Annotated in this window: 31 protein-coding genes and 6 pseudogenes; 19 read left to right on the forward strand and 18 right to left on the reverse strand. The window is 39.2% G+C overall.

Translation table 11 applies throughout. The features are described from left to right. The first annotated feature begins 69 nt into the window (after nucleotides 1-69). Nucleotides 70-1,164 (forward strand): hypothetical protein, encoded by a 1,095-nt coding sequence (locus KA717_06075; protein UXE62360.1) that lies wholly within the window; start codon nucleotides 70-72, stop codon nucleotides 1,162-1,164. A 489-nt stretch (nucleotides 1,165-1,653) separates the two neighbouring features. Here KA717_06075 and KA717_06080 read toward each other — a convergent pair whose 3' ends face one another. The 4 genes from KA717_06080 to KA717_06095 form a co-directional block, all read right to left on the reverse strand. Then, nucleotides 1,654-1,995 carry a DUF5615 family PIN-like protein gene (locus tag KA717_06080; GenBank protein ID UXE62361.1) on the reverse strand — a complete coding sequence of 114 codons (342 nt, stop codon included), beginning with the start codon at nucleotides 1,993-1,995 and terminating at the stop codon, nucleotides 1,654-1,656. Between the two features lie 3 nt (nucleotides 1,996-1,998). Next, nucleotides 1,999-2,265, reverse strand: a complete 267-nt coding sequence (locus tag KA717_06085) for a DUF433 domain-containing protein (protein ID UXE62362.1) — start codon at nucleotides 2,263-2,265, stop codon at nucleotides 1,999-2,001. A gap of 307 nt (nucleotides 2,266-2,572) precedes the next feature. Continuing rightward, entirely contained in the window at nucleotides 2,573-2,866 is a 294-nt protein-coding gene (locus KA717_06090) for a type II toxin-antitoxin system RelE/ParE family toxin (GenBank protein UXE62363.1), read from the reverse strand. Further along, nucleotides 2,851-3,036 (reverse strand): hypothetical protein, encoded by a 186-nt coding sequence (locus KA717_06095; GenBank protein UXE62364.1) that lies wholly within the window; start codon nucleotides 3,034-3,036, stop codon nucleotides 2,851-2,853. The genes KA717_06090 and KA717_06095 overlap by 16 nt, the downstream gene beginning before the upstream one ends. A gap of 240 nt (nucleotides 3,037-3,276) precedes the next feature. On the opposite strand from KA717_06095, the gene KA717_06100 reads away from it, so the two are divergent. The 7 genes from KA717_06100 (at nucleotide 3,277) to KA717_06130 (ending at nucleotide 5,649) form a co-directional block, all read left to right on the forward strand. Continuing rightward, nucleotides 3,277-3,504, forward strand: a complete 228-nt coding sequence (locus KA717_06100; protein ID UXE62365.1) for a hypothetical protein — start codon at nucleotides 3,277-3,279, stop codon at nucleotides 3,502-3,504. Continuing rightward, nucleotides 3,504-3,779 carry a hypothetical protein gene (locus tag KA717_06105; protein UXE62366.1) on the forward strand — a complete coding sequence of 92 codons (276 nt, stop codon included), beginning with the start codon at nucleotides 3,504-3,506 and terminating at the stop codon, nucleotides 3,777-3,779. Before KA717_06100 ends, KA717_06105 begins: the two co-directional genes overlap by 1 nt. Nucleotides 3,780-4,178: 399 nt before the next feature. Further along, nucleotides 4,179-4,409 (forward strand): DUF433 domain-containing protein, encoded by a 231-nt coding sequence (locus tag KA717_06110; protein UXE62367.1) that lies wholly within the window; start codon nucleotides 4,179-4,181, stop codon nucleotides 4,407-4,409. A gap of 3 nt (nucleotides 4,410-4,412) precedes the next feature. Continuing rightward, a complete protein-coding gene (locus KA717_06115; protein ID UXE62368.1) occupies nucleotides 4,413-4,766 on the forward strand; it encodes a DUF5615 family PIN-like protein in 354 nt (117 codons plus the stop codon). A 157-nt stretch (nucleotides 4,767-4,923) separates the two neighbouring features. After that, the gene (locus KA717_06120; protein ID UXE62369.1) at nucleotides 4,924-5,100 is read left to right on the forward strand and encodes a hypothetical protein; all 177 of its coding nucleotides are present in this window, start codon (nucleotides 4,924-4,926) and stop codon (nucleotides 5,098-5,100) included. Then, nucleotides 5,100-5,255: a hypothetical protein gene (locus KA717_06125; GenBank protein UXE62370.1), complete on the forward strand. Its 156-nt coding sequence runs from the start codon at nucleotides 5,100-5,102 to the stop codon at nucleotides 5,253-5,255. Before KA717_06120 ends, KA717_06125 begins: the two co-directional genes overlap by 1 nt. A gap of 121 nt (nucleotides 5,256-5,376) precedes the next feature. After that, entirely contained in the window at nucleotides 5,377-5,649 is a 273-nt protein-coding gene (locus tag KA717_06130) for a transposase family protein (GenBank protein ID UXE62371.1), read from the forward strand. On the opposite strand, the gene KA717_06135 is transcribed toward KA717_06130, so the two are convergent. Further along, a protein-coding gene (locus KA717_06135) for an IS630 family transposase (GenBank protein UXE62372.1) occupies nucleotides 5,628-6,760 on the reverse strand; the annotation gives its coding sequence in 2 pieces (ribosomal slippage) (nucleotides 5,628-6,340 and nucleotides 6,340-6,760; 1,134 coding nt in all). The genes KA717_06130 and KA717_06135 overlap by 22 nt on opposite strands. A 137-nt stretch (nucleotides 6,761-6,897) precedes the next feature. Between KA717_06135 and KA717_06140 the strand changes: the two genes are divergently transcribed. After that, complete coding sequence (locus KA717_06140) at nucleotides 6,898-7,677, forward strand: ISAs1 family transposase (protein UXE62373.1); 780 nt, start codon at nucleotides 6,898-6,900, stop codon at nucleotides 7,675-7,677. Here KA717_06140 and KA717_06145 read toward each other — a convergent pair. Continuing rightward, complete coding sequence (locus tag KA717_06145; GenBank protein UXE62374.1) at nucleotides 7,651-8,730, reverse strand: IS1 family transposase; 1,080 nt, start codon at nucleotides 8,728-8,730, stop codon at nucleotides 7,651-7,653. The genes KA717_06140 and KA717_06145 overlap by 27 nt on opposite strands. Before the next feature lie 63 nt (nucleotides 8,731-8,793). Here KA717_06145 and KA717_06150 point away from each other — a divergent pair, with 63 nt between their 5' ends. Then, on the forward strand, nucleotides 8,794-9,078 hold the full coding sequence (locus tag KA717_06150) for a hypothetical protein (protein UXE62375.1): 285 nt from the start codon (nucleotides 8,794-8,796) through the stop codon (nucleotides 9,076-9,078). A gap of 391 nt (nucleotides 9,079-9,469) precedes the next feature. Then, nucleotides 9,470-10,078: a TIGR03936 family radical SAM-associated protein gene (locus KA717_06155; protein UXE62376.1), complete on the forward strand. Its 609-nt coding sequence runs from the start codon at nucleotides 9,470-9,472 to the stop codon at nucleotides 10,076-10,078. On the opposite strand, the gene KA717_06160 is transcribed toward KA717_06155, so the two are convergent. Further along, nucleotides 10,050-11,663: an IS1634 family transposase gene (locus KA717_06160; GenBank protein ID UXE62377.1), complete on the reverse strand. Its 1,614-nt coding sequence runs from the start codon at nucleotides 11,661-11,663 to the stop codon at nucleotides 10,050-10,052. The two genes, KA717_06155 and KA717_06160, sit on opposite strands and share 29 nt — an antisense overlap. Nucleotides 11,664-11,766: 103 nt before the next feature. On the opposite strand from KA717_06160, the pseudogene KA717_06165 reads away from it, so the two are divergent. Next, nucleotides 11,767-12,186, forward strand: a pseudogene (locus tag KA717_06165) (ISKra4 family transposase). A gap of 227 nt (nucleotides 12,187-12,413) precedes the next feature. Here the strand turns inward: KA717_06165 and KA717_06170 are convergent. Beyond that, nucleotides 12,414-13,751: pseudogene (locus tag KA717_06170) on the reverse strand (IS5 family transposase). 123 nt (nucleotides 13,752-13,874) lie between these two features. On the opposite strand from KA717_06170, the pseudogene KA717_06175 reads away from it, so the two are divergent. Both KA717_06175 and KA717_06180 read left to right on the forward strand, forming a co-directional pair. After that, a pseudogene (locus tag KA717_06175) lies at nucleotides 13,875-14,075 on the forward strand (ISKra4 family transposase). 97 nt (nucleotides 14,076-14,172) lie between these two features. After that, entirely contained in the window at nucleotides 14,173-14,601 is a 429-nt protein-coding gene (locus KA717_06180) for a hypothetical protein (protein ID UXE62378.1), read from the forward strand. A 15-nt stretch (nucleotides 14,602-14,616) separates the two neighbouring features. Here KA717_06180 and KA717_06185 read toward each other — a convergent pair whose 3' ends face one another. Next, nucleotides 14,617-15,321, reverse strand: a complete 705-nt coding sequence (locus KA717_06185) for an IS4 family transposase (protein ID UXE62379.1) — start codon at nucleotides 15,319-15,321, stop codon at nucleotides 14,617-14,619. A gap of 24 nt (nucleotides 15,322-15,345) precedes the next feature. Beyond that, nucleotides 15,346-15,831: a hypothetical protein gene (locus KA717_06190; protein UXE62380.1), complete on the reverse strand. Its 486-nt coding sequence runs from the start codon at nucleotides 15,829-15,831 to the stop codon at nucleotides 15,346-15,348. Between the two features lie 292 nt (nucleotides 15,832-16,123). Here KA717_06190 and KA717_06195 point away from each other — a divergent pair, with 292 nt between their 5' ends. Next, nucleotides 16,124-17,236: an IS630 family transposase gene (locus KA717_06195; protein ID UXE64567.1), complete on the forward strand. Its 1,113-nt coding sequence runs from the start codon at nucleotides 16,124-16,126 to the stop codon at nucleotides 17,234-17,236. A 376-nt stretch (nucleotides 17,237-17,612) separates the two neighbouring features. Here the strand turns inward: KA717_06195 and KA717_06200 are convergent. After that, nucleotides 17,613-17,969, reverse strand: a pseudogene (locus KA717_06200) (IS4 family transposase). 77 nt (nucleotides 17,970-18,046) lie between these two features. Between KA717_06200 and KA717_06205 the strand changes: the two are divergent. Next, nucleotides 18,047-19,327, forward strand: coding sequence for an ISKra4 family transposase (locus tag KA717_06205; protein UXE64568.1), 1,281 nt, complete (start codon nucleotides 18,047-18,049; stop codon nucleotides 19,325-19,327). Between the two features lie 15 nt (nucleotides 19,328-19,342). Here the strand turns inward: KA717_06205 and KA717_06210 are convergent, their stop codons facing one another. After that, entirely contained in the window at nucleotides 19,343-19,840 is a 498-nt protein-coding gene (locus KA717_06210; GenBank protein ID UXE62381.1) for a transposase, read from the reverse strand. Nucleotides 19,841-19,864: 24 nt separating this feature from the next. After that, a complete protein-coding gene (locus tag KA717_06215; GenBank protein UXE62382.1) occupies nucleotides 19,865-20,350 on the reverse strand; it encodes a hypothetical protein in 486 nt (161 codons plus the stop codon). 165 nt (nucleotides 20,351-20,515) lie between these two features. On the opposite strand from KA717_06215, the gene KA717_06220 reads away from it, so the two are divergent. The 3 genes from KA717_06220 (at nucleotide 20,516) to KA717_06230 (ending at nucleotide 22,687) form a co-directional block, all read left to right on the forward strand. Next, a complete protein-coding gene (locus KA717_06220; protein UXE62383.1) occupies nucleotides 20,516-22,063 on the forward strand; it encodes an ABC transporter permease subunit in 1,548 nt (515 codons plus the stop codon). Nucleotides 22,064-22,322: 259 nt separating this feature from the next. Then, nucleotides 22,323-22,535 carry a hypothetical protein gene (locus KA717_06225; GenBank protein UXE62384.1) on the forward strand — a complete coding sequence of 71 codons (213 nt, stop codon included), beginning with the start codon at nucleotides 22,323-22,325 and terminating at the stop codon, nucleotides 22,533-22,535. Continuing rightward, nucleotides 22,535-22,687: a hypothetical protein gene (locus KA717_06230; protein ID UXE62385.1), complete on the forward strand. Its 153-nt coding sequence runs from the start codon at nucleotides 22,535-22,537 to the stop codon at nucleotides 22,685-22,687. Before KA717_06225 ends, KA717_06230 begins: the two co-directional genes overlap by 1 nt. Here KA717_06230 and KA717_06235 read toward each other — a convergent pair. From KA717_06235 to KA717_06255, 5 genes and pseudogenes are all read right to left on the reverse strand, one after another. Continuing rightward, a pseudogene (locus KA717_06235) lies at nucleotides 22,674-23,009 on the reverse strand (transposase). The gene KA717_06230 and the pseudogene KA717_06235 overlap by 14 nt on opposite strands. 19 nt (nucleotides 23,010-23,028) lie before the next feature. Beyond that, on the reverse strand, nucleotides 23,029-24,204 hold the full coding sequence (locus KA717_06240) for an IS4 family transposase (protein ID UXE62386.1): 1,176 nt from the start codon (nucleotides 24,202-24,204) through the stop codon (nucleotides 23,029-23,031). A gap of 127 nt (nucleotides 24,205-24,331) precedes the next feature. Further along, the gene (locus KA717_06245) at nucleotides 24,332-25,411 is read right to left on the reverse strand and encodes an IS1 family transposase (GenBank protein ID UXE62387.1); all 1,080 of its coding nucleotides are present in this window, start codon (nucleotides 25,409-25,411) and stop codon (nucleotides 24,332-24,334) included. 86 nt (nucleotides 25,412-25,497) lie between these two features. Next, nucleotides 25,498-25,701: a transposase gene (locus tag KA717_06250; protein UXE62388.1), complete on the reverse strand. Its 204-nt coding sequence runs from the start codon at nucleotides 25,699-25,701 to the stop codon at nucleotides 25,498-25,500. A gap of 212 nt (nucleotides 25,702-25,913) precedes the next feature. After that, nucleotides 25,914-26,615 (reverse strand): annotated as a pseudogene (locus KA717_06255) (IS630 family transposase). Nucleotides 26,616-26,743: the final 128 nt, after the last annotated feature.

Consider the following 26,743-nt stretch of genomic DNA (forward strand, 5'->3'; position numbering starts at 1 on the left):
GTTATATTGTTTTATTTGTTGATGAACATTAATTAGAAATATTTAGTTTAGATTTTTTTTAATTCATATATGCTAAATGATTTACTCGAATTTGCAAATAAGTTGTCTGAAGGTACCGATACTTTCAGAAAAGCCAGAGATGAAGACCGTCAGCGCATTGCAATTTATCTCGGCAAAATTGAAACCTGTCTTAAGACTTGTGTAGAGGATCTCAAAAGTGGTGCAGTATCTGGGAGTGGGTGGGCGGAACTTCAGGTTTATGCTCAAAATTTACCAAGAAATATTGGAAAAGAATTAGGGAAAGATAAAGCTAATGAATTGGCTGATCTTTTAAATAAAACTGCTAACTATAAACCAGAGATAAGCGACATTAATTCAATAGAAGCTGCTGCTGGAAATTTAAGAGGGCTTGCAGCTAGAGTTTTGGCAGAACCTAGTTCAAATTGGTTGCAGCAGTTTGTTCATGCGAAGCTACCTCTTTGGACGATTGTACCATTGCTTCTGTTAGCTGGATACCCCTTAATTCTTACTTATGTAAAACCATCCACAGTAAGTCAGGAACCTCAGGTAACATCCCTACTTCTGCCAGCGAATAAGTTATGGTTGAATACTGGCATTCAAATAAAACCTAATCAGACTGTGAAAATTACAGCCACTGGTTCGGTTAATCTTGGCATCCATCGGCTTGTAGAAGCTGCTTACACGCATTCCTATCCAAGATGGAATTGGACTGATCCAGCAGGAGAATCTGGACCATCGAGTTCAACCCCTATAGACAAGGGTCTGAAGGCACTTTTTATTGCACCAGGACTAAAACCATGCGTGCTACTCGCCTATGTTGATGTTACTGGCAAGAATGATTTAGGAAAATACAATCCAAAACCGCAAGGAATTGAGGAAATAGGTAGGGGTAAAGAGATTACTAGTAAAGAAGGAGGAACACTCTGGTTAGTTATCAACGATGCAGTTCTAGATGACAGTGATAAATCTAGGGATGCTTATGTATTGCCACAAGATAAGCTGGATGAAACTTACGGGAAAGGAAAGGTTACAGAGGAAAAGAGACAGGAAGAATGGGAACGGATAAAAACAGATGATTACTTTGATGCCTTTTTTGATGATAATGCTGGTGAGTTTTTAGTTCAGGTTCAGGTTGTTCAGTGAAGCGCAACATAACAATTGTATGCACTAGAACAGGGTGTTAAGCTATCGATTGAGTGGCAAAATGTATTGCTGTCCGATGATGAAAAACGTTATACCGCTTGAGTTGCAGGTTGGTTGAACCTTGCAAAACGGCACTGGTTCAGCTTCGTAGAGTTGGCTATAGGTAGAGGCATTGGCCCAGGGCTGGGTGGATTGGGGGGTTCCTAATATGCTCGTAATTAGTAAATCAGCAGAGCCTAAATGCCAGGGCTTATTAGGATTCAAATTTAACCAGAGGGGGGTTAATTTTTGGAATAAACTGTTGTCTAATAGGGAAATACGCCACCAACAGGGTTTATCGGTGGGAATCGGGCGATCGCATTTTGATGAGATTTGGAAGGGCGATCGCGGTCTGTTTTTTTATGATTGAAAAGGGCGATCGCTGTTGATATATTGCAATTCTAAAATATGCTATGTGCTTAATCAGCAAATAACTAGGCGATCGCTAATTTAAACAGACGGACGTAGTACTCGAATCAACTTCCCCCGCAACGATTCCTCTGCTTTTACCGCGTCATCAACCCTCGCTGCAAACTGTTCCCAATTACGATTATTCGTACAAACCACAATCCCGAAATGCTCATTATCACGACGATGTAAACGGATAAAATCAACTCTATTGATAGTCAAAATTGATCGCTCTTGATTGACAGCAAACGCCAACACCTGATCATCAGGTATCCGTTGATTAGCATTTCCTGCTTCTTGCACCGTCAAAACATCATGCCCCAAATTTCTCAACAATTCCACAACCTGAAAGGGAAACTGCTCATCCGCATAAAAACGTGCCATTCCCTAAGCCGCCTCATTCTGAGCGATCGCCAAATCAATCTCATCCCCATGAGCCGCCGCATAAACCCAAGCATTCGCTAAATCCGTAGCGGTAATCGTCGGATAGCTCGTCAACAAATCAGCATCACTATAACCAATACGACGGGCTTCCACAAGCACCCAAACAGGAATTCTTGTATTCACAATGCAAGCCTGTCCACCACAAACCCTAGGCGTTTTCTCAATTCCCTGCCAATTGCCACCAAGACTTTGAGCAAGTAACTGAATCACCTGCACCTTTTCACTAGGTCTGAGGGCAAGAAGTTGCTGTTCTAACTCTTTGACGATCACAGATGCAAATCCTCATGACGTTTTAGCAAATTATATTCATCATTTTACAACTAACCCAGTGCAATCGCGGTCTTTTGATTGGTAGTGGCAAATGGCGATCGCTGTTTTATTGTTTATGATTGGAAATGTGATCGCGGTTTTGTTATTTATGAAGGGCGATCGCGGTCTTGTTGTTTTTGAAAATGCGATCGCTTTCCTGTGATTCATGATTAAGAAAGTGCGATCAGGTTCAACAAATGGCGAGACTCTACTCTAAAAAAACTCTAGCTGTGTGCCAAAATCTAGCGACACTGACCTGGCGAATCGGTTCTTCAACACGATAAATAATGCGATAGGGTCTAAGAATTAATTGACGGACGTTAACATCGTTAAATTCTGGAACCACTCGACCTCGAAAAGGAAAAACCCCTAACTCTTTAGTTTTATCTAGTAATTGTTGACCTAACTTTTTAGCTAATTCAGGATTTGTAATTGCAACATAGCGGACGATAGTTTCTAAATCACGAATAGCTTGCGGCGAAAGAATTACCCTATAGTCCATGATTCCATCATTTTTTCAACAGTTTCAACTGGCACACCTTTACCCAAGTCAATTTCTTCAAATCCCTCTTGAATAGCCGCAATAAACCTGACTTCTTCCGCGATCGCTGTTAAGGAAACGTTCTCAGGCAAACGTTTAACAAGCTCAATAACTGCTTCTTTATTACTCATGGCTTAAGCCTCTGGAGTCGAACAAGAAACATTGTAACATACAGAAACAAGGCGATCACCCGAATTTTTGAGAAAGGTAAGAGCGATCACCGTTTTATTATTGATGATTGAAAAGTGCGATCATGGTTTTATTGTTGGTAAGTGAAAATTGTGATCGCTGTCTTGCTGGTTATTGAAAATGTGATCGCGTCTTTTTCATTTTATAATTGAAATAGTGTAATTATTACTAAATCACTAACCATGACTAAACTTTTAGAAAAGGCTTTTCAAGAAGCACAAAAATTATCTGATAATCTCCAAAATGAAATTGCCCAACAACTGTTAACCGATATTGAAAATGAACTCAAATGGCAGGAAACCCTTGCTGATCCCGATATTAACCTAAACGTTCTCTCAAAAATGGCCCAAGCTGCATTAATTGAAGATCAAGAGGGTAAAACTGAAGCAAAAGGTTTTGGTGAAGAGTGATGAAATCTTCAAGAACTCAAAATTTTCGGCAACAATTCTTAAAATTACCACCCCAAATTAAAGAAACCGCGAGAAAAAACTACGAACTTTGGAAACAAAACCCATTCCATCCCAGTTTAGAATTTAAACCCGTAAAACCCAAAGAAAATATTTGGTCAGTTAGAATTGGTATCGGCTGGCGAGCATTAGGTGTAATCAAAACAGATGAAGACAAAATAGTTTGGTTTTGGGTTGGGTCACACGCCGACTATGACAAGATTCTCGGTAAAAAGTAAACGGGCGATCGCTGTTTTGTTGTTTGTGGTGGGAAAGTGCGATCGCTGTCTTGTAATTTATGATTGATAAAGGGCGATCCCGGTTTTGTTCTTTGTGAAGGGCGATCACACTTTTGTTCTTTGTGAAGGGCGATCACACTTTTGTTATTTTTGAGAAGGCGATCGCTGTTTTATTGTTTGCGATGAAAAAGGGCGATCACAGTCTTGTTGTTTTTGAAAATGCGATCGCCATCTTGTTGTCTTTGAAAATGCAATCGCGGTTTTGTTCTTTGTAACAGGTGATCGCGGTCTGTTTTTTATGATTGAAAAGGGCGATCGCGGTTCCATTATTTATAGTTGATAAAGTGCGATCGCTATTAAATGGTAATATCGTAACCAATAGTTTTTAATGGTGTCGCTATGGACTGGGAAACTCGAATTACTCTGAATCCAAATATTTTAGTTGGAAAACCCATTATCAAAGGAACAAGACTTGCGGTTGAATTTATCATCGATCTTCTAGCACAAGGTTGGAGCATTGATGAAATTCTGCGGAATTACCCAGGTATTACAGTTGCAGATATTCAAGCTTGTCTTAGCTATGCTAGTATGATGCTCAAGTCCGAAAAAGTATATGGTATCCCCGCTTAACTGATGCGTTTTCTAGCCAACGAAAATTTCCCTCTGGATGCTGTTGAAACACTACGGCAAAATGGCCATGACGTGGTGTGGATTAGGGTGGAATCACCTAACATCTCCGATCCAGAAGTTTTAAGTCGCGCCCAAGCAGAAAATCGTATTCTCTTGACATTTGATAAAGATTTTGGAGAACTCGCCTTTCGCTCAAAGTTGCCCGCCAGTGTCGGTATTATTTTATTTAGAATAAAAGCACCTTCTGGCTCTGTAGTAGCTGAGAAAGTTGTTAAAGTTATCTCATTACGCGATGACTGGCATGGACATTTTACCGTTGTTGAAGAAGACAAAATAAGAATGAGAGACTTGAATTAGCAGTGCGATCGTGGTCTTATGGTTTTTGAAAATGCGATCGCTGTTCTGTTACCTGTGATGTAAAAATGCGATCACTGGTAGAATAACTAAATCAACTAAGGCTAACTGCTTTGTTCATCCTACCGATTTTTGATTACAATTGACTAATCGTTTACTCATGCCAACTCATGCTCAGCTAGAGGGTCTTTATCAGATTTGCTATTATTTAACCTATCGAGCCTTGCAACCAATTCATCTTATCTGTACTGATGAAAGAACGAAAAATCTTTTTATTCTGGCAGGGGATGAGGAAGATATTGAAGTAGAAATTACACCCATTGGGGAGGTAGTCTAATGTCTGAGATTAATTATGCCACAATGTCCACTCAAGCACTACGAGAATACTTTTTAGAACATCGGAATGAACAGTTAGCATTGCAAGCCTATTTAGAAAGACGAAATGAGCAACCCAGAAAAATTATTACAAAAGTGGGGGATTCTGCAGGGTAATCGCATCTTATTTGTTACAAAAAATACAGACAAAAAGAGAGAAATATAGTGTAAAAAAGAAGCAGTCATCTAAGAGAAGAAAAGGCTATTATTTAAAAAAAGTAAGTGAGTGAGGTCAAAGATGGCAAAAGGCTTCGGCGCAAGAGTTCTAACCCCACAACAAGAAAAAGAAGTCAAAATTATCAAAAGAAGCATACTGAAACATTTTCAGTGCCTAAAAGAACCGAGAACAGGGAGAAGGCAAGACCATAACTTAACAGCAATTGTCACCATAGGAATATTGGCAGTATTGTCAGGGGCAGATGGCTTCGTAGCAATTGAAGCCTATGGCAAAGCCAAACGAGAATGGCTAGAAATGTTTCTAGTGGTCTGTCAATTTTCTATTTGTGGATAAAGACGCTTGAGACGAATACGAGCCTCAGCCGTCGTGAATTGCCAATCTACCGACTTTTGGGAATGATTGCGCTGAGTGTACCAAGCCGTTGTTTCTTGCTCTAAAGTTTCCCGATCTGGAATTCGACGAGCTAGGCATTGCCGAGTCATTGCGGACAGCTCGTTTTCAGCAATATTAAGCCAACTGCCATGTTTTGGGGTATGGTGAATTTCCAACCGTTCGACTAGACGACGAGCCGTGGAAGGCTCAAATGCTTCATATAGTGAGGCAAGTTTGTGAGTATTTAGCTGATCACATACTAAAATGACTTTGTCGTTATCAGCATAGTCGTTATCGAGTAAATTCTTAATTTCTGTTGCCCAGTCAACCGATGTTCTACGTTCACTGACAACTGTCTTTCGCCACCCAGACAAGGGTTCTGTAAACATAAAGATATTGGCTGTTCCATTGCGTTCATATTCGTAATCATGCGCCTCTGGCTGTCCAGGTTTGGCTGGTAGAGGAAGGCGGGTTTCTTTGACCAATTGTATAGGTTGCTCATCCATGCAAATCACTGGACAATTGGGGTCATAGGGTCGGTGATAAATTTCTAGAACATCTTCCATGTTAGACACAAATTCGGCACTCTTTTCTGGTGGAATCACGTACATCTGTCGCAGATGAGGTTTTAGTTCATTTTTTTTAACACTTGACGCACGGTTTCGTGACTAATTGCTGGCACAATTTCTAACTCGACCGCCTTGTCGGCTAGTAACCTCAATGTCCAACGGGCTTGACCAGCAGGCGGTTCTCCACAACGTAAGGCGATTAGTTTTGCTTCTACCTCTCCATCAATAATCGGTTGACGAGGCGGCGTTTTGCGGGGCTTGCGGCTTAATGCTGACTCCACACCTTCATTGACCAATCGCTCCCTGAGATTGGCGACTGTGTTACGGTGACAACTAAAGGCGGCGGCAGCTTCCTCATCCGTCCATCCTTGTCCATTCACATCAATGTTTAACAGAATATTGGCGTGCTTAATTTTGTAAGCCGCTCCTTTGCCGATGGATACCAAATCTTTTAGGGTCTGACGTTCTTCTTGACTTAATCGGACAATATAGGTCTTGAGCATGGTTACTTATTACGATATCTGTTGAGGTAATGAATAGCCTCTCCATTTTCCCTCAAATTCACAATCTTTAGCTTGACAGACCACTAGAGTTACCAAAGGGAATTCCCTCTCACGATACCTTTGGAAGAGTATTTGGAATGTTGGAAACAGAAGAACTAGAAAAAAGTTTTCTGAGCTGGATAAGCAGTCTAACGGAGAAAATGGACATAGAGCTGATACAGATAGATGGAAAAACGAAAAGAGGTTCTTATGATAGGGAAAAAGGACTAAATGCGTTACACAGCATAAGTGCGTGGAGTAGTGAGCGGGGACTGATGTTAGCGCAAAAGAAAGTAGATAGTAAATCTAATGAAATAAAAGCAGTCTCCTTGTTACTGAAGTTACTTAACATCAAGGGGGCAGTAGTAACCCTAGATGCAATGGGAACGCAGACAGAAATCGCAAAACAAATAAAGCAAGGTGAAGGTGACTATGTATTGGCTCTCAAAGGAAATCAGGGCAAACTTAATAAACAAGTTAGGGATTGGTTTAAACAAGCGGTCGCTCAGAACTGGCAAGGAATTGAATACAGTTATCATGAGAAGACAGAAAAAGGACATTACCGTTTAGAAACTCGTCAAGTCTGGACAGTGTCAATCAATCAGCTTTCCGCATTGCATCGCCAAAATCAGTGGGTCGGTTTAGCAACTGTTGTGATGGTTAAAAGTAAAACTCAATTCGGTCATAAAACAACAGAGACGTTTCGCTATTATATTAGCAGTCTTCCTACGGATGCCGAACGTCATAGCCATGTGATTCGTTCTCACTGGAGTATTGAAAATAGTCTGCATTGGGTTTTAGGGCACTGGTATCGTCTAGCTAGAAGCTATAAACGTTGCAATACAAGAGGTTCAACAAATCAGGCGAATTTGGAGTAAGTCCTCCCAAGTTAACCCTTTTTGAATTATACCGAGAGCTACCGCAGGAACTTTTTTCGTCGTAAAATGGCTGCGAACAAAGTTATGAACCATCCAGAAAATATCTAGCACTCGCTGTAATCCCACAACAGATTTAGCATAAGTATTTGTTCGACGACGAAAGGCGGCTAAATAGCGTCGTAGAGAACTATTAAATGCCTCAACGTGGTTGGCATGAACATCCTTGTCTTCTGGTTTTTCTGTTGTCTCAGGATGTTCAGTTTTCGGAGTTTCTACTTTCTCTAGTTTACCCTCAGAATCTCGACGTTTACTACTCTTATTTTTTAATCTTACCACCATACCCTTCGGTAATACTTTGGTGGGACGACCTCGCTTCCCAGTCCTTAATACTTCGTGACAAATATTAAATAGCAGTTGACTATATCGCTTTTCTCCATCTGTAAATAACTGGAGAGATTCTGCACTCCTTTCAAATAATTCCGCTACCGTCATCATTGCTTCTAGAAATAATTTCTGCTCTTTTTTACCACATTTTAAATGCCAAATAAAGCGGCTAGCCCTGTCCATGAGCACGATTGTCCACCCCTCAGAGGCACTTGCTTCTTTATTTTTTCCAACTTTTGTGTATAGTTCATCCCCTTCTATTACTAATTTAACAAATTCATTCACTAAGGCGTATAAAAATAATGTCTCTTGTAATCCTGATAATTTCTTTTCCCAATTCAATATTGTTGTTTTTGCGTAGCCGAATACTCGGGCTGCTGCATTTAATCCTATTCCTTCCATTCTGGCTTTTAATACTTTTACAATTTCACTTAATGGGGTTTCTAAGCCAGCGATTACGCTACCATAAGTCTCAGCAAAACAAGAACCACATTCTTGACAGATGAACATTTTACGTTCCCCGTTACCTTTCGTTTGGTAATGAGAATGTATTTTTACTTTTTCACTATAGCAATGAGGGCAGTTTTTCTGAAATAAGGCTTCCTCTTTCTCTTGGGGTAAGCCAATATCACTTAGGAGGTCAATTGAGCTTTTATTCAATGTTGACATTGCTTTCCGTTTTCCCTTTCTTTAATATAATGACAATAATAATAGTATAACAAAAACGGGAATATGTCCAGTCGTAAGTTATTTTCTATTTTCTCAAACTCTTACACCATAACTTTTTCTAGCTTTGATCACACGATACCAGTACCGGTTTTAGATGTCACTTTTAATGAGGATGCGAGTCGAGTGCGTCAAGGTAATGCGGCTGATAATTTGGGCTTGCTCCGTCGTTTAAGTATTAATTTGCTTAAACATGAGCCATCTCAAAAAAGCTTGAAGATGAAGCGTTATTTGGCGGCGATGGACAACAATTTTCTTCTACAGGTTTTAGCAGCTAGTTCACGGGAGTGATATTCATGAGTATATTTAGCTTCAAATAGGGCTTGCTGAAAAAGTCCACAAAACGAACCTAGATGCCACAGGGCGCGAAAAATGGTGACTTCAGAGCTCAGTTTCCAGTTTTACCTCACATTTTTCCAGCAAAGTGCATGGATTTTGAGCCTCCAAATGCCATAACCTTGCATCTGATCGTTTGTAAAATGCCTGAAAGTATTGTATAGCAAGGATTTTATCCTTATTCAGCAAGCCCCAAATAGGAGGATTGGCAAAATATTGACACCAACAATTATGAATTAGCGAAATTACTTAATCTTTTAGAGTTTAAGTTGATTTTCTTCTCTTTTTAGTTTTTGATATAGTCTATTTTTAAGCTAGATTTCTTTTTTGATTCCACTCTACTAATATGCGATTACCCTGGCCCATCCCCCCTTTTAAAGGACAATTTCAGCCCAATATTAACCGTATCCAACGTTTTCGAGTCTGGTTTGGCAAACAAGGCTCCATGGCCCTGGTCAGTCATTTAGATTTAGTTCGTTTATTTGAGCGAGCCGTGCGTCGGGCTGCTTTACCCATTTCCTTTACGGGCGGATTTCGGGCTGGCCCTCGGATTTCCATTGCCAATGCCTTGCCCTTGGGGGCTACCAGTAGCGGTGAAATTGTGGATTTCGAGTTAACAGAAAGCTTAGAATTAGCGAATTTTCAACAACGTCTCAGTGCGGTACTTCCTGCGGATATCCCCATTTATCAGGTGCAAGAAATTGATATCAAAGCTCCTTCGGCGACAAAATTATTAGATCAGGCGGAGTATTCGATTACCATTGGGATAGAACAAGCTGTTTCTCTGACCCAGTGGCAGCAATGGATTGATCAAATTTGGCAAGCAACAGAGATTTTACTGGCCAAAAAAACAAAATCAGGGAAACCAGTTACTTTAAACCCACATTCCGTACATAAAAAAAGAACAAAGAAAATAAGAAAAGTCATTATGACAAAAGATAATACTGACAAGTAGTAGCCCCAAAAAAGCGCAAAATCCTCTCTCGCTCAAGCGTTAGATTGATTATTTGGGGACAATTATCCAGTACAACCCAATGAACTCCTCTCAACATCTGAAAAATCCAACGCAGTGTCGGACGCTGAGTCGGCTTTCCCAACTGATTAGGCACAGTCTCCTCCTGCTCTGCCAGAGCCAGTCTCAGTTTACGTTGTCCCAAGCTGTACACCAGTAAACACAACACCATGATGAAACTCAATGCCATAATCCGCTCAGGGGTTTTGAGAAAAACACTGGACGCCAAAAACAGAGGGTCTTTAAGGAAGCGAAAACCTCGCTCTACCCCTTGCTGTTGCTTGTAGTGGACAAGCAGTTGCTCATCGCTCAAAGAGTCTCCATCTAGCTGATTCGTCGCCAAGACAAAACGTCCTGCTGCCCGCTCTGAAGCTTGAACTTTCGCACTATTGAGGCTGAAAGTGGCTTGGGCATGATAGCTACGACGAATGGGCTGTTCATGGGGACGGGGTTTACCTCGATGACCGTAATGACATTTTTCGACGACAGTTAGGTCTTGAAGAAGATGCCATTCTAAACTCTTCTCCCATCGGCTCAGGGCGGTTAAAGCATCCTCCCGACAAGCAAATTCCTGACGCTGTAATTGTTCTAATTGTCTTTGAGCTTGAGCCGTTGCTTTCTCTGTCTTCTTCGTCAGTTGTTTGAGGTCTAAAGCTTTTTTTTGCTCGCTATCTACCACTATCCAACGTTGTTTGACTCCCCCATATTCACTTTCTAAGGAGGTAAGACGATAGCCCTCTAAATCAGTTGTGATGAATTGCTCCGAGGCTAATTGACTGACCGCATCCTGCACTTCTCTAATCGTTTTCGGCACAGAACATAACCAGTATATGCCGGTTAACTTTTGCAAGTTATCGGCACTGTATAAGGCTGAATCTGCTATATACAAACCATCGAATTGCCACTGCTCATTGAACTTTTTCAAGAGTTTAGCAAACTCTTTTTTATCACTTTGATTGCCATCTCCTAATTCGAGAAAAGCGGGAATGTCGCCATCCCCCCAACAGACTAGATTCAAGACAAATTGTTTCAAGTCTGGTCGCTTATCCTTTGAATAGCCATGAGTGATATGGATTATTTGGCTTTCTTTGTCTTCTCTCTCCACCGATAATTTATATTCCCCTTGTACCGATAATGAACTGGAGTCTAAATGGGAACTTTTCATCACTATTTTGAAGATTTCTACGGCTTTTAGACAAATTCCGAGAAACAAACGGCTGATGCCGGCCATAAAGATTAAATCTAAGACTCTCCCTAAACGGTCATCATTCAGGTCGCTGGCTTTTATTCCTTTTCCTAAAAGATGTTCTACTGGTTTATCTTCAAAAAAACGACTGAACAAATATAAAGGAGAGTTGATAAAGCCTAAGCCATTGAGAATCATCGCTTTCACTACCAGACCCGCACTGATTTTAGCACGGTCATTTTCTCCTAGTTGTTCATTGATATAATCCACTAGACCTAGTTCATCAACTATCGCCGCGATTATTCCTAAATGGTCGAGATTTTTAACGTTTAATTGGGTCATTTTCTCTTGGGTTTATTAGCTTTTTTATTTTAACTATTCTGTAGCCATTTTTGAATCTATTTTTATTTTTTCAAAACTAGTACGGAATACGGGCTCTAACACAGAAGTCGAAGAAATTAGCATAGATGGTGGGAAGGTACGACTCAGAACTCCCAAGGGAGAACCCTTAATTTGGCGTGATTATAAAGGAGTCAGTTTTCATCAATTGGGGGTAGCTGCCTTTTTTCAAGATAACTCGGCTTTATTAGATTTGGTTAATTCTCAAATTTTGGCTAAGCCTTTAATTTGTTTGGGAGATGGACATGATGGTATCTGGAACTTATTTCGTGAGATAGGACAGAAACATGAGCGAATTGAAATTTTGGACTGGTATCACTTAATTGAAAACCTCTATAAAGTTGGGGGGTCATTCCAGCGAATTGAGGAGGTCAAGTCTTTTCTTTGGACGGGTGAAGTGGATGCCGCTATCTCCTGTTTTGAGGGATGGTCAGAGCCTCAAGCTGAGAATTTTATCATTTATTTAGGGCTTGCTGAAAAAGTCAAAAAACGAAAGAAATGTGGGTTAGGGAAGTATGGACTGAAAAAGCATAGATAACTTATCCTTATGGAAACAAATCAAAATACAGATTTTGTTTAATCTATTGTTCCTTTCTGTCTAAAAAGGTCAACACAAATCACTCCTCACAAAAGAGAGGAAAATTAACACCATTTTTCACAAGAAAAACGACTCTACAACTTTTTACTTTTTGTCTTCTGAAGTAGAGTAGAAAGATTCATTACCAAAAAGTTCATCGCAATTACCGTTTCCGAGGTCTCAGGTAGTTTGGCCATCACTCGACCAAGACTAAATTTCCTCTTTCCCTGTCCGAATTTACCCTCAATGGCATTACGCACTCTTTCATCTGAGCGTGCCTCTTTCTTTTTTTCTTTGCTCACCTCTTTCGGCGGTCTTCCCAATCGGGGACCACTCATTCTTATATCCCTTTCTTTACAATAAGCTCGATTCGCTTTTGTTCGATAGATTTTATCCACATGAACCGATTCCGGATAACATCCTGTTTCCCTTTTATATTCTTCTATTCGCGCTTGTAAATCTCCCGATTCGTTGTAATTATCCCAACTTAATTTGTCTAAGAAGACAAAGCCATTCACATTACTTGCCGATATTTTAGCTCCAAACTCTACTGCTTTTCCCGCTTTTCCACGCACTATTGGACGCACGTGAGGTTGGCTTACACTCACAATTCTGTTTTCTACTTTATTTGTCTTTTTTTCATACATTTCTAACTGTTGCTCATACACTTTTCCTATCGTTACAAGCTCTTCTTGCTCTTTTTTCGTTAGTTTTTCTAACTTTGCTCCCTCTTCTATCATTTTTTCTATATCAGACAAGTTTCTTTTTATATATCCTAGTTGTTTTTTTGTTCCTTTTCTTCTTTCTTTTTTTGACACACGACGTTTTTTTGCTATGGCTAAGTACTCTTTTCTTGCCACTTCCCTATAAGTCCTCGGCTTTTCTTTCCTTTTCTCTTTTATTTCTTCATACAGCTTATCTATTATTTTTTCTGTTTTTTCTCTGGCATCATTCAATATTCCTATATCCGTTGGATATTTTATATCTGCTGGTGTACAAGTCGCATCTAACAATAACTTTCCTTCATTTTCTTTTTTTTCTGACGCTACACCCGTCGCTTTTTTTTCTATTTCTTTATTAATTTTATTTATTAATTCCATTCCTATTTTTTTACGAAAATGAACCATCATTGACGCATTAAATGCTTCTTTGCTACTATAGCTTTCCATTTCTATAAAGTACTGTAAATAAGGGTTCTCTTTTATTTGTTCTACTGTTTCTCTGTCACTTTTTCCTGAAATTTCTTTGATAATTAATGCTCCTAATGCCATTCTAAATGATTTGGCTGGGGCTCCTTTTTTTTCTGTGAAGTTTTTTGCATATTCTTCCTCATATTCTTCCCAAAGAATCATTTTTGACATTTCTATCCAACGATTTTCTTCGTCTAACTGCCCGCCGAACAGATTTTTCAAGTTTTCTGGTGTTTCAATTGAGTACTGTTGCTTTCGGTACATCTGCTTTCTCTCTTCTTAATGCAATGGTTTTGAGGCATTCTACCCTATTTTCGTGCATTCTAGCGGTTCTTAATTCGCCTACTATTTTTCTCCGTAAAGGTTTCAGCTTTTTTCAGCAAGCCCTATTTAAACAAGCATAAACATCGGATTGTCAATTATGGTTATTTGCAGGCAGAGGGCATTTCTATTGGCTCTGGCTCTGTCGAATCTCAAGTTAAACAAATTGGTCATCGTCTTAAAATTACTGGTGCGAGTTGGAATTCTGACAATGTACCACAAGTCCTTCGTCATCGCTGTTCCTATTTAAATGATTACCTTTTTTGACTCTTTCATTTACCTCGTTAAGTATTTCTACTTATTGCAAAGGTGAGATGCTCCCCAGATATTAGATTTCTATCATGCCTCTGGTTACTTAGGTGCCTTGGCAGAAGCGTTGCATCCGAATACCGTGTCAAAACAAAAAGAATGGTTGACTGAAAATTGTCGAGAACTCAAGCATGAAAAAGGAAAAGCAGGAGAACTGCTAAATCTGATGAAAGAAGTCAAAGAAGAAAAAAGTCATTCTAAGAATCTTACCGAGAAACTACAAGCGGCGATTACTTATTACGAGAATCATCAGCATCAAATGGATTATGCTGAATACATAGAGAAAAAGTATCCGATTGGTTCAGGTGTTACGGAAGCAGCTTGTAAGACGTTGGTCAAACAACGATTATGTTGTTCAGGGATGCGATGGAAGGAAAAAGGAGCAGGAATTATTTTGAGCCTACGAGCTTTGGTATTGACCAAGGAACGATGGAGTCAATTTTGGGCAAAACTTGATCAATATGGGTTCCCTGTAGAACCCTGATTACAACAGCTTTTATCAACTAAAGGTCGCACCCGCCTTCGCTACATAGTATAGACTCCGAAACACCATCTCTACTGAGATTTTTTCTTTCGGTTGATTTAGAGCAATCGCCACTTCCCCTACCAATTGATTTAAGACCGTATAGAAAATCAAAGTGCAAATAATCTGGATTTGGACACCATTCTTATTCCCTACCCATAAATAGGCTAGTCCTAAAAGTCTTTTCGTTAATAAAAAGGCTTCTTCGATTGTCCATCGTCTTCGATATAAATCACAGACCTCTTCGGCGGACAGTTGTTCGGGAGACAACACATTTGTTAAATACTGATACCAGATTGTTCCCCATAATACTGAGACTAATCTCACCGGATGCTTGCAAGGATTAGAACGGTAATTTCCCATAATGATAATCTCATCTCTGTAATGACTACCTTGAGACAATACTTGTTTGGTTTTGTAAGATGTACCCGCTCTAAATCTGGTTAGAAAAAACTTTTTAGCTTCTGTTAACAAATCAAACCACACAAAGCTAAAAAATCCCATATCTACGAGAATTAAACCATTTTCTGGTAATTTAGCTGCCAATTCTTCACACCATATTTTATCATTTGATTTATCATTTTCTGTGTACCATAAAGTAACGGGTCTTTGGGTAAAGGCTTCCACTACCATCATTATTTTACCCCCCAATTTACTCTTTTCTTCTTTACTTATTTTCATATTTTTCCTTATCTGCTCTAGCGTTTAGCCATCTGCTATCCACACTGCACTAAACTTTTCTCTTATTTTTTCCCATTTTTCTCCTACTTGGAGCTTCTTCCCTTTTTCGGCTGCTTTTTCTAACACTCCTTTTAGTAATATTGCAAATATTTCGGCTGGCACATTCATCATTCTTTTTGATACTGCCTGTTTGCTTACTTTTAATGATGCTACCCATAGCAATCCCTCTTCCTCTAACAGTCTTACCGCTTCACTTATACCCGCTATTTGACGATACACTATACTTAACACTAATGCCACCATTACTGGTAAATTTAGCACCCTATCTCTCATCATTTTCTCATGAGTTCCCTGTAAATATTTTAATGGTGTAAACATTGTGGGTTCTAGTAATTCAAACAACTCTTTTGTTATTTCAGGGATTTCTACCCCTGGCTGATTTGTCTTACGACGTAAGTCTGGGTTTCCTTTTCTCCGAGGATGTTGTCTTGCCATTTGTTTTTTGCTCACTTTTTTATATACTAACCTTTTTTTCAGCCTACTCTTACTTCCGCCTGCTTTTAGGCTAATCTTTTGTGAGTAGGCATTTTGGCTTAAGTTGACACCAATGAAAGCCCATGCACGTCGTTGGAAAACTGGGGGTTGAAATTGGAAACAACTCTCTGAAGTCACCATTTTTCGCGTCCTGTGGCATCTAGGTTCGTTTTGTGGACTTTTTCAGCAGACCCTAAGTAGGAGATAAGCTGTCATCACTCTAAGTGGATATAAGGTAGAATATATAGACTTACTTTTTTGTATGACTATGCTGACGTTAAACTTCTTAGACCAAAAGACCAAGAAAGAGCTACAAAAAGCCCTTAAAACGGAAGAGCACGCAGTTACAAGAGAGAGAATATTGATTATGTTACTGAGAAATGAAGGAAAAACGTATGATGAAATATCAGGATTATTAGGATGTTGCAAACGACAAGTGTGGTACTGGTGCAATAATGGAAATCCGAAAGAGATAGAAAGCTTAAGAGACAAAAGAAAAAAAGGAAATCACAGGAAAGTAACAGAAGAATACATAGAGAAATTGACGGAGATAATAATCAAAGAGCCTGAAGAGTTTGGATATGAATTTGGACGTTGGACAGTAGCAAGACTATCAACTCATATGGAAAAAGAAACGGGTATATTGTTAGGAAATACACAACTTAGAAATATGCTTAAAAAAAAGCGATTTGTCTACATCTGGGCAAAATATAGTCTAGAAGATAAAAAAGATGAGCAAAAAAGAGAGGAATTTAGAAAGAAAGTTGAAGAGTACAAGAAGCTTTTGAAAGAAAAGCCAGAATCAATCCAGATATGGTTTTGGGATGAAAGTGGCTTCAGCTTAAGAGTAATACGGAGAAAACATTGGACAAAAAAAGGAAAGCGTAAAAAAGTGAGGGGAGATAGAAGAAAAGGAAGAGTCAATGTAATGGGTGGTATTAGATATACTGACAAAAAACGGTGGGTTGATTTGATTCCCACTGGTAACTCTCAGAACTTCAAGAGTGTATTATTAAAATTTTACAAAGACATACAAAGAGAATGGATAGAACAAGGAAATAAAAAAGAAGACTTTGAAAAGAATGGTCTGAAGATTGTGATTATTTTAGATAATGCGAGCTTCCACAAAAAGCAAGAAATTCTAGACGAGAGCACGGAAGAAATGCCAAACATTATTTTGGAGTTTTTACCCCCCTATAGTCCCGATTATAATTTAATGGAATTGGTATGGCATTCAGCAAAAGAATATATTGCAAATAAATTATTCAAATCAATTGAAGAATTAGAATCTCTCATCCATAAACTTCTTAATGAAGGTGGATTGACAATATGTTGGGGACGTAAAATCAAAAACAAGGGCTCAAGTATTATTGCAAGTTAAACTGATGACAGCTTAAAAGCTTTTAGACCACATACTTCATTTTAAAATTGACGAACTTAATCGCAAAAAAGCCCCCATTCCTAACAATTTATCCTCCCCATTCTCCCAGTCTCCCAGTCTCCCCCTCTCCCTGTCCCCCAGTCTCATATGAGTTAATCGCGCTTGTACTGATTCAGCTAATTGTTCTCATTCTTGTAACTAGGTTTCTACGGTTTGTTGATGACGAAGATAATAGGCGATCGCAACGCCGATGATTCCGAGAATCTACATTTTGATGATCAACAAGGAATTTAAACCCCTTAAGTAAGTGGGCTTAATTAATTGTTAGATAGTAGAACAGGCTTCTAGCCTGTGGACGGGCAGGATGCCATCCGTGTCAACTTAAAGGAATGGGTTCCCAAATTTGTTGATTGAGAGCGGCCTTTTCTCGATGTCGCTTTCTCTCAGCTTTGACCAAACCAAATAACTTAGCACGTTCAGCCAGATAGGTTACTGTATCAGGCTTTTCTCCTCTAGCAATAGCCTTCGCTACATAGTATAGACTCCGAAACACCATCTCTACTGAGATTTTTTCTTTCGGTTGATTTAGAGCAATCGCCACTTCCCCTACCAATTGATTTAAGACCGTATAGAAAATCAAAGTGCAAATAATCTGGATTTGGACACCATTCTTATTCCCTACCCATAAATAGGCTAGTCCTAAAAGTCTTTTCGTTAATAAAAAGGCTTCTTCGATGGGTGTGACCTTTAGTTGATGAAGGAAAAGAAAAGTGTTAACATGGGATGAAAAGTGACAAAGAGGAAACAATGATGACAGCAAAACTAATTAATGTAGAGGGTTCAAAGATAAAAATAGAACTAACATTAGAACTCAGTCGTTCAATGTTGGATACAGAAATAAATATTCAAAAAGGCTTAAACGAAGTAGGTTGCATCGCCAGCAAAGAAGCCTTGAAATATTTAGATACAGATGGTTCACCCTTAAAAATCGGTGAAGAAATCTGGAAGAGTAAGGGAGAGCAACCGAAAGAATATCAAACACCTTATGGTGAGGTTATAGTGAATCGTCATGTATATCAGCGTTCAGTAGGAGGAAAAACGTATTGCCCCTTAGAAAGAGAAGCAAGGATAATCATAACATCAACGCCATTATTGGCAAAACAGGTATCCTCAAAAATGTCAGGGATGGCAGGCAAAGAGGTGAAAAATGATTTATTAGAAAATCATGGTAGAAAAGTAGCGCTATCCTATATCCAAAGATTGAGTGAAGCAGTAGGAAGTGTGGTACAGGCAAAAGAAGAAGCGTGGAGTTATGCCCCGCCCAAGGAGGATAGCCAAATTGCAACAGTGGGAATAGGATTAGATGGAACCTGTATGCTGATGTGTGAGGATGGCTACCGTGAAGCAATGGTGGGAACCGTTTCCCTATACGATAGTGAAGGCGAACGTCAACCTACAATCTATCTAGGTGCGGCACCAGAGTATGGAAAAAAGAGTTTTCTAGAAAGATTAGAAAGAGAAATTGAGCGAGCGAAAAACCGTTATCCAGAGGCAACATTGGTCGGGATAGCAGACGGGGCAGAATCAAATTGGAAGTTTTTAGAAAAGCAAACGGAAGAACAGATATTAGATTTCTATCATGCCTCTGGTTACTTAGGTGCCTTGGCAGAAGCGTTGCATCCGAATACCGTGTCAAAACAAAAAGAATGGTTGACTGAAAATTGTCGAGAACTCAAGCATGAAAAAGGAAAAGCAGGAGAACTGCTAAATCTGATGAAAGAAGTCAAAGAAGAAAAAAGTCATTCTAAGAATCTTACCGAGAAACTACAAGCGGCGATTACTTATTACGAGAATCATCAGCATCAAATGGATTATGCTGAATACATAGAGAAAAAGTATCCGATTGGTTCAGGTGTTACGGAAGCAGCTTGTAAGACGTTGGTCAAACAACGATTATGTTGTTCAGGGATGCGATGGAAGGAAAAAGGAGCAGGAATTATTTTGAGCCTACGAGCTTTGGTATTGACCAAGGAACGATGGAGTCAATTTTGGGCAAAACTTGATCAATATGGGTTCCCTGTAGAACCCTGATTACAACAGCTTTTATCAACTAAAGGTCGCACCCTCTTCGATTGTCCATCGTCTTCGATATAAATCACAGACCTCTTCGGCGGACAGTTGTTCGGGAGACAACACATTTGTTAAATACTGATACCAGATTGTTCCCCATAATACTGAGACTAATCTCACCGGATGCTTGCAAGGATTAGAACGGTAATTTCCCATAATGATAATCTCATCTCTGTAATGACTACCTTGAGACAATACTTGTTTGGTTTTGTAAGATGTACCCGCTCTAAATCTGGTTAGAAAAAACTTTTTAGCTTCTGTTAACAAATCAAACCACACAAAGCTAAAAAATCCCATATCTACGAGAATTAAACCATTTTCTGGTAATTTAGCTGCCAATTCTTCACACCATATTTTATCATTTGATTTATCATTTTCTGTGTACCATAAAGTAACGGGTCTTTGGGTAAAGGCTTCCACTACCATCATTATTTTACCCCCCAATTTACTCTTTTCTTCTTTACTTATTTTCATATTTTTCCTTATCTGCTCTAGCGTTTAGCCATCTGCTATCCACACTGCACTAAACTTTTCTCTTATTTTTTCCCATTTTTCTCCTACTTGGAGCTTCTTCCCTTTTTCGGCTGCTTTTTCTAACACTCCTTTTAGTAATATTGCAAATATTTCGGCTGGCACATTCATCATTCTTTTTGATACTGCCTGTTTGCTTACTTTTAATGATGCTACCCATAGCAATCCCTCTTCCTCTAACAGTCTTACCGCTTCACTTATACCCGCTATTTGACGATACACTATACTTAACACTAATGCCACCATTACTGGTAAATTTAACACCCTATCTCTCATCATTTTCTCATGAGTTCCCTGTAAATATTTTAATGGTGTAAACATTGTGGGTTCTAGTAATTCAAACAACTCTTTTGTTATTTCAGGGATTTCTACCCCTGGCTGATTTGTCTTACGACGTAAGTCTGGGTTTCCTTTTCTCCGAGGATGTTGTCTTGCCATTTGTTTTTTGCTCACTTTTTTATATACTAACCTTTTTTTCAGCCTACTCTTACTTCCGCCTGCTTTTAGGCTAATCTTTTGTGAGTAGGCATTTTGGCTTAAGTTGACACCAATGGCAGGATGCCCATCCCACGTTTTATATTTAATTGTAACCAGCTACTTACCTCATAAGCTTGAAATATGGAATTAATTACTGAAATTCTGCTGAGAACGGGAGAACATCTCGTTTTAGTTCTGATTGCAATGGCAAGCGCGATCACGATCAGCATTCCTTTGGGAATTTTTATTACTCGCCAGAAACAGTCTGCCAAGCCCATTTTGGTGATTGCCAACGCTATTCAAACCATTCCCAGTCTGGCAATTTTTGGCTTTTTAATTACCGTTCCTCTGCTCGGTGGTATTGGTAAAGTTCCCGCTATTGTCGCCCTGACGCTCTATGCCCTCTTGCCCCTCATCCTCAATACCTACACAGGGTTAAATCAAGTTGATCCAGGTTTCATCGAAGCGGGCTTATCGATGGGAATGAGTCGCAGACAGGTTTTGTTTTATATTGAATTACCCCTCGCGCTCAACGTTATTCTGACAGGTATTCGAGTTTCGACTGTCATTTGTGTGGGCATTGCCACCATTGCGGCCGCGATCGGGGCGGGAGGTTTGGGAACCTTTATTTTTCGGGGAATTTCAACAGTTAATAATCAACTTATTTTAGCAGGGGCCATTCCCTCTGCTTTGATTGCCCTAAGTGCAGATTGGGGAATCGGTTGGTTAGAAAAACAATTAACCCGACGGACTCCTCGCCAACCTTTTTCTCGAAAAAAGCGATTAATTTGGTTGAGTTTAGCAGGATTTTTACTATTTAGCTCTATCGGTATTTTTTATCAACAAATAAACTTTAATAATAAAAGTGTTGGAGAAATTACGATTGGTTCTAAAAATTTCACGGAGCAGGTCATTTTAAGTGAAATATTAGCTCAACAAATTGAAAATAATACCAATTTAAAAGTTGATCGCAAGTTTAATTTAGGGGGAACGTTTATTTGCCATGAAGCAGTTAAAGCGGGCAAAATTGCGGGTTATGTGGAATATACGGGAACGGCATTAACGGCGATTTTAAAAGAACCGATTATTAATAATTCCCAGGAAGTTTACCGTCTCGTTAAACAGGCCTATCAAGAACAATTGGCTTTAACGGTCTTTCCTTCTTTGGGCTTTGAAAATACCTTTGCGATCGTTATTCGTGGAGCCGATGCCCAACGTTTAAAGATTAAAACTCTTTCAGAAGCGGCTCGTTATACCAATCAATGGCAAGCAGGATTTGGCTACGAATTTTTAGCGAGAGAAGATGGATTTCCTGGTTTAGCTAAAACCTACGGTTTAGAATTTGCCAAGGCTCCCAAGGAAATGGATTTGGGTTTAATGTATCGGGCTTTGGCGGATAAACAGGTAGATTTGGTAGCGGGAAATTCGACGGATGGTTTGATTCCTATTTTAAAGTTAGTGATTTTGCAAGATGATAAACATTATTTTCCGCCCTATGATGCGGTTCCTGTTTTTAATGAAAAAATTCTGCAAAAATATCCCCAATTACGCACGGCTGTTTTAAAATTATCGGGTCAAATTTCGGCGGAAGAAATGCAGCAATTAAATTATCAAGTTGATAATCAAGTTAAATCTGTGGAGGAATCTGCTAAGTCTTTTTTACAATCTAAGGGATTAATCAAGAATTAATTCTAGTAAGTGGGCTTAATTAATTGTTAGATCGTAGAACAGGCTTCTAGCCTGTGGACAGGCAGGATGCCTATCCTACATTTTATATTTAATTGCAACCAGCTACTTAATTAAACAGAGGGCGATCGCATTTCTAAGCAATTTTACATCAGACTGGGCCTTGATTGATATCTCAAAAATTTAGAGTGTTGGTTTTGCCCGTCTCATCTTTAAGATAAAATAAAAATGCTAAATTTAACCAAAAATTAGGGATATTGATATGGGCATAAAAGCTAAAGAAGTCATTAAGCAGATTACAGTCTCTTTAACCAGTGATATTTTTAATCAGTTACCTTCTCATCGTCGAGACGTTTGGATTCGGGAGGCGATCGCCGAAAAGTTACAACGAGAAAATCGGTTGATTGTCGGTTCTGCTGGGTACATCCCGGATAAAGTAGTACATAGAATCTGGGGTAAAATGGAAAAAAACTGATGAGCGAAAAAAGTATGTTACCGATTCCCCCAGAAGAAAAAGCACTGTTAAAACAGCATCTCACCGAATCAGCTCGTATCCTGCGCAAATATACGGAACCAGAGAAACAGAAGGACTTTGGAAGCATCGAAGTATACTTCAAACGTTCATAATCTGAGATTTATCAAAGCGTTGAAATCGTAAGGTGAGCAAAGAATCAAGCTCCTCCTTATATTTTACGTTAGCATCTTCAAGACATCCTGAAATTGCTGCAGAAAACTGCGTAAAATTTTCATAATATTTTGCGTATAAACACTTCTTCTTCACAAACTTCCACAGTCTTTCAATTAAATTCAAGTTAGGAGAATAAGGAGGTAAGTACAGTAACTCTATTCCTAATGATTCTGCCAACTCCTGCACAATTCGGCATTTTTGATAACGAGCATTGTCTAATACCAACGTAATCGGTATTAATAGTCCTAATTCTGCTATCTTTTCTAGCTGACTTTTCCCGTTAAGTGCGGATTGCAAGCTGCCAGCCTTGGCAAAGGTCATGCAACTTCAACCAACCGCGCCAAAGGACTTGGATACCGAGAGGAGTTTTACGACGATGTTCAAGATAACCACCAAGAAAAGCAACAGACTCGACAGCCCAAGCAACAGTCAAAATAGGGGGAAGTTTTTGAGAGGCGGCTGCTTTTAACACCTGAAGTTGAAGAGGATTAAGAATTTCAATCGCGAGAGCATCGGGCTGGGTACGATGAAGATAAGTAACGTGTAAAAGTTCAACAGCAATGACACTTAAAAAACCCAAAAGAGTTTTCATTCCATCAGAGGCAAGTCGATAACGCTCACTCTGACAACCAGACTTAAGGACTTTATGAAATTCTTCAACCCGCCATCGGTAGGTGTACCAACGAAGAATAGTGACAGCCATCTCAATAGTCTCAACAACTTCTGTAGTCAGAAGCATCCAAGATAAAGGAGTTTCGCCTTCGGGACAATCGATTTCTGTCGCATAAACAGCATAGACATTCAACGGGTCACGATTATCAAAACGATAGGGAGTTCGTAGATTAACTGAGCAAAATCGGACGGCAAGCTTAACCTTCCGTGCTTTTCTTTTTCCTGTACTCGGAATCTCGATTTCTTGATGAAAACGAATCGGTTCTGATTCCAAATGTTGCCAAAGTCGTTCACTATTTTTGTCTAAACTACGATTATGAGACGCTCTGACCAGCACTCCTGTATGCTTGAGTTGACGCACTGAGTCAAAGACTTCTGAAACATCTCCTTCTCTGTCAAATACATGAATTACCCTCGTTGAACTTTCTACCTGTTTCTCACAGGTGTTTAGAGCCTCTACCCATTTGTAGGATTCTTTTTCCTCAAATGGTCTTTGACGAGCTGCTTTTCTTTGTTCTTTCTGTCTTTCTTTTTTCTGCTTCGCCGTTTCATCTGTTGGGGGCTTTTCTTTTACCTCCCTATTCCACAGTTTTTGCCATAATAAACCTAATACTTGTCCTTTTTCTGGCTCAATTGCTAAAGCACTATGCAGTATTAATCCATTCCCTCCTTTTCCAGTCGGCCCATACCCTTCCCTTTTTTCCTTGATATTGCGATAATCTAAGAAGGTCGTATCTCCGACTGATAGCATTATCTTATATTCTTCTACGGCGGCAGTTGTCATTTCACAGTGCGGCTCTATTATCTTGACAAAGTCTGTTTTCGGATTCCCAAAAATTCATAGGCCCTCTTTAACTCGTTGGCACTGGTATCGTCTAGCTAGAAGCTACAAACGTTGCAATACGAGAGGTTCAAGAAATCAGGCGAATTTGGAGTAAGTCCTCCCAAGTTAACCCTTTTTCAATTATACCGAGAGCTACAGCAGGAACTTCTCTAGTCGTAAAATGGCTGCGAACAAAGTTATGAACCATCCAGAAAATATCTAGGACTCGCTGTAATCCCACAACAGATTTAGCATAAGTATTTGTACGACGACGAAAGGCGGCTAAATAGCGTCGGATAGCACTATTAAATGCCTCAACGTGGTTGGCATGGATATCCTTTTCTTCTGGTTTTTCTGTTGTCTCTGGATGTTCTGGTTTCGGAGTTTCTACTTTCTTTAGTTTACCCTCAGAATCTCGACGTTTACTACTCTTATTTTTTAGTCTTACCACCATACCTTTCGGTAATACTTTGGTGGGACGACCTCGCTTTCCAGTCCTTAATACTTCGTGACAAATATCAAATAGCAGTTGACTATATCGCTTTTCTCCATCTGTAAATAACTGGAGAGATTCTGCACTCCTTTCAAATAATTCCGCTACCGTCATCATTGCTTCTAGAAATAATTTCTGCTCTTTTCGACCACATTTTAAATGCCAAATAAAGCGGCTAGCCCTCTCCATGAGCACGATTGTCCACCCCTCAGAGGCACTTGCTTCTTTATTTTTTCCAACTTTTGTGTATAGTTCATCCCCTTCTATTACTAATTTAACAAATTCATTCACTAAGGCGTATAAAAATAATGTCTCTTGTAATCCTGATAATTTCTTTTCCCAATTCAATATTGTTGTTTTTGCGTAGCCGAATGCTCGGGCTGCTGCATTTAATCCTATTCCTTCCATTCTGGCTTTTAATACTTTTACAATTTCACTTAATGGGGTTTCTAAGCCAGCGATTACGCTACCATAAGTCTCAGCAAAACAAGAACTACATTCTTGACAAATGAACATTTTACGTTCCCCGTTACCTTTCGTTTGATAATGAGAATGTATTTTTACGTTTTCACTATAGCAATGAGGACAGTTTTTCTTGAATAAGGCATCCTCTTTCTCTTGGCACAAGCCAACATCATTCAGGATTTCCATAGAGCTTTTCTTTAATATTGACATTGTTTTCTGTTTCCTTCTTCTTTGATATAATGACAATAATGATAGTATAATAATAACGGGCCGATGTCTAGTCTTAAACTATTTTTCTATTTTCTCAAAGCCTTACACCATAACTTTTTCCAACTTTGATCAGACGATACCAGTTCCAACTCGTTTCCTCCCTTAAACACTTCTGATAAGGCTTTTCCAAACCCCTCACTTAACTTTTTCCCAATCGAGAAGGCACGATTGTTTAGCCTCTCGTCTCCCAATTCACAACTGGCAAAGTTTTTTGTCCACCATTCCAACATTTTTTGACCTGCCCTTTAAGATTTTCTCCATTTTACAGTCTCATACTCCCTTCATCCTTTGTTTTTGAAATTTGAACGATAAGCGGGATGATGGCTTCAGAATATTTTTTTCCTGTCAAGAGAATCATTACTCAAACCCTTGCCAGATAAAGCCTCTAGAAGTTTGCATTGCTGGATTTTGGACTTAACGGGAAAAGTCAGATCTTTTCTAGGAGTTCACAAACCTGAGTTCCCGTAATATAAGAACTGTTCGTTACCATAATTACTTCATGGGTAATTGCATTTAATGCTCCTAACACATTAAAACGTTTTCTCCCTGATGGTGACTTAATAAAAATCCTCTTGAAGCACCATATAAAATTTACAAATGCTCCCATTACAAAATGAGAGGCATCTACAAAGAAAACTGCCCTTTTTCCTGCTTTTGCCTCTTCTAGCCTTGGTTCTAGCTCTTTTTTCCTATAGCTATCCTGAGCTTCTACATCTGCTTTTGATGGAATTGTTCCCACCTTTAGACACCTCATTCCTATTGACTTTAAAAATTTTCTGACTTGCGTTGGACTTCTTTTTATTCCCGTTAATTCTTCTATTCTTTTTACTGCTTCATTTATTGTTGCTGGTGGATTTGACTCAAAATATGTCTCAATTTTCCCTTGATGCTCTGTTAACTCGCTTTTCGGGCGATTAAATTTTATTTCTTTTAGTTTTTCTATCCCGCCCTCTTGATAATCACGGATATAGCTTGTCACCGTATTTACTGAAACTCCTGCGAATTGAGCAATTTTTTGATGAGATAATCCCTGACTTTTTAACCATAAAACTTCCATCTTTAGCTGTACTCTAGGATGCGGGTGATTAAACCGACCGTAAGACAACAGTCTTTTGTCTTCTTCCGTAAATTCTAACTTAATCATTTCTCAGCCTCTTGACTACTTTTTCTATTTTTACTATATTATCTCTTATTTTTAAAATTCGCAACTTGTGACCGTGTTCAGTATAGTTGATTAATTGGCAATTTTCATAGCAAAACCCTTGCCAGTAA

The sequence above is a fragment of the Woronichinia naegeliana WA131 genome (assembly GCA_025370055.1).
GTDB classification, from domain to species: Bacteria; Cyanobacteriota; Cyanobacteriia; order Cyanobacteriales; family Microcystaceae; genus Woronichinia; species Woronichinia naegeliana.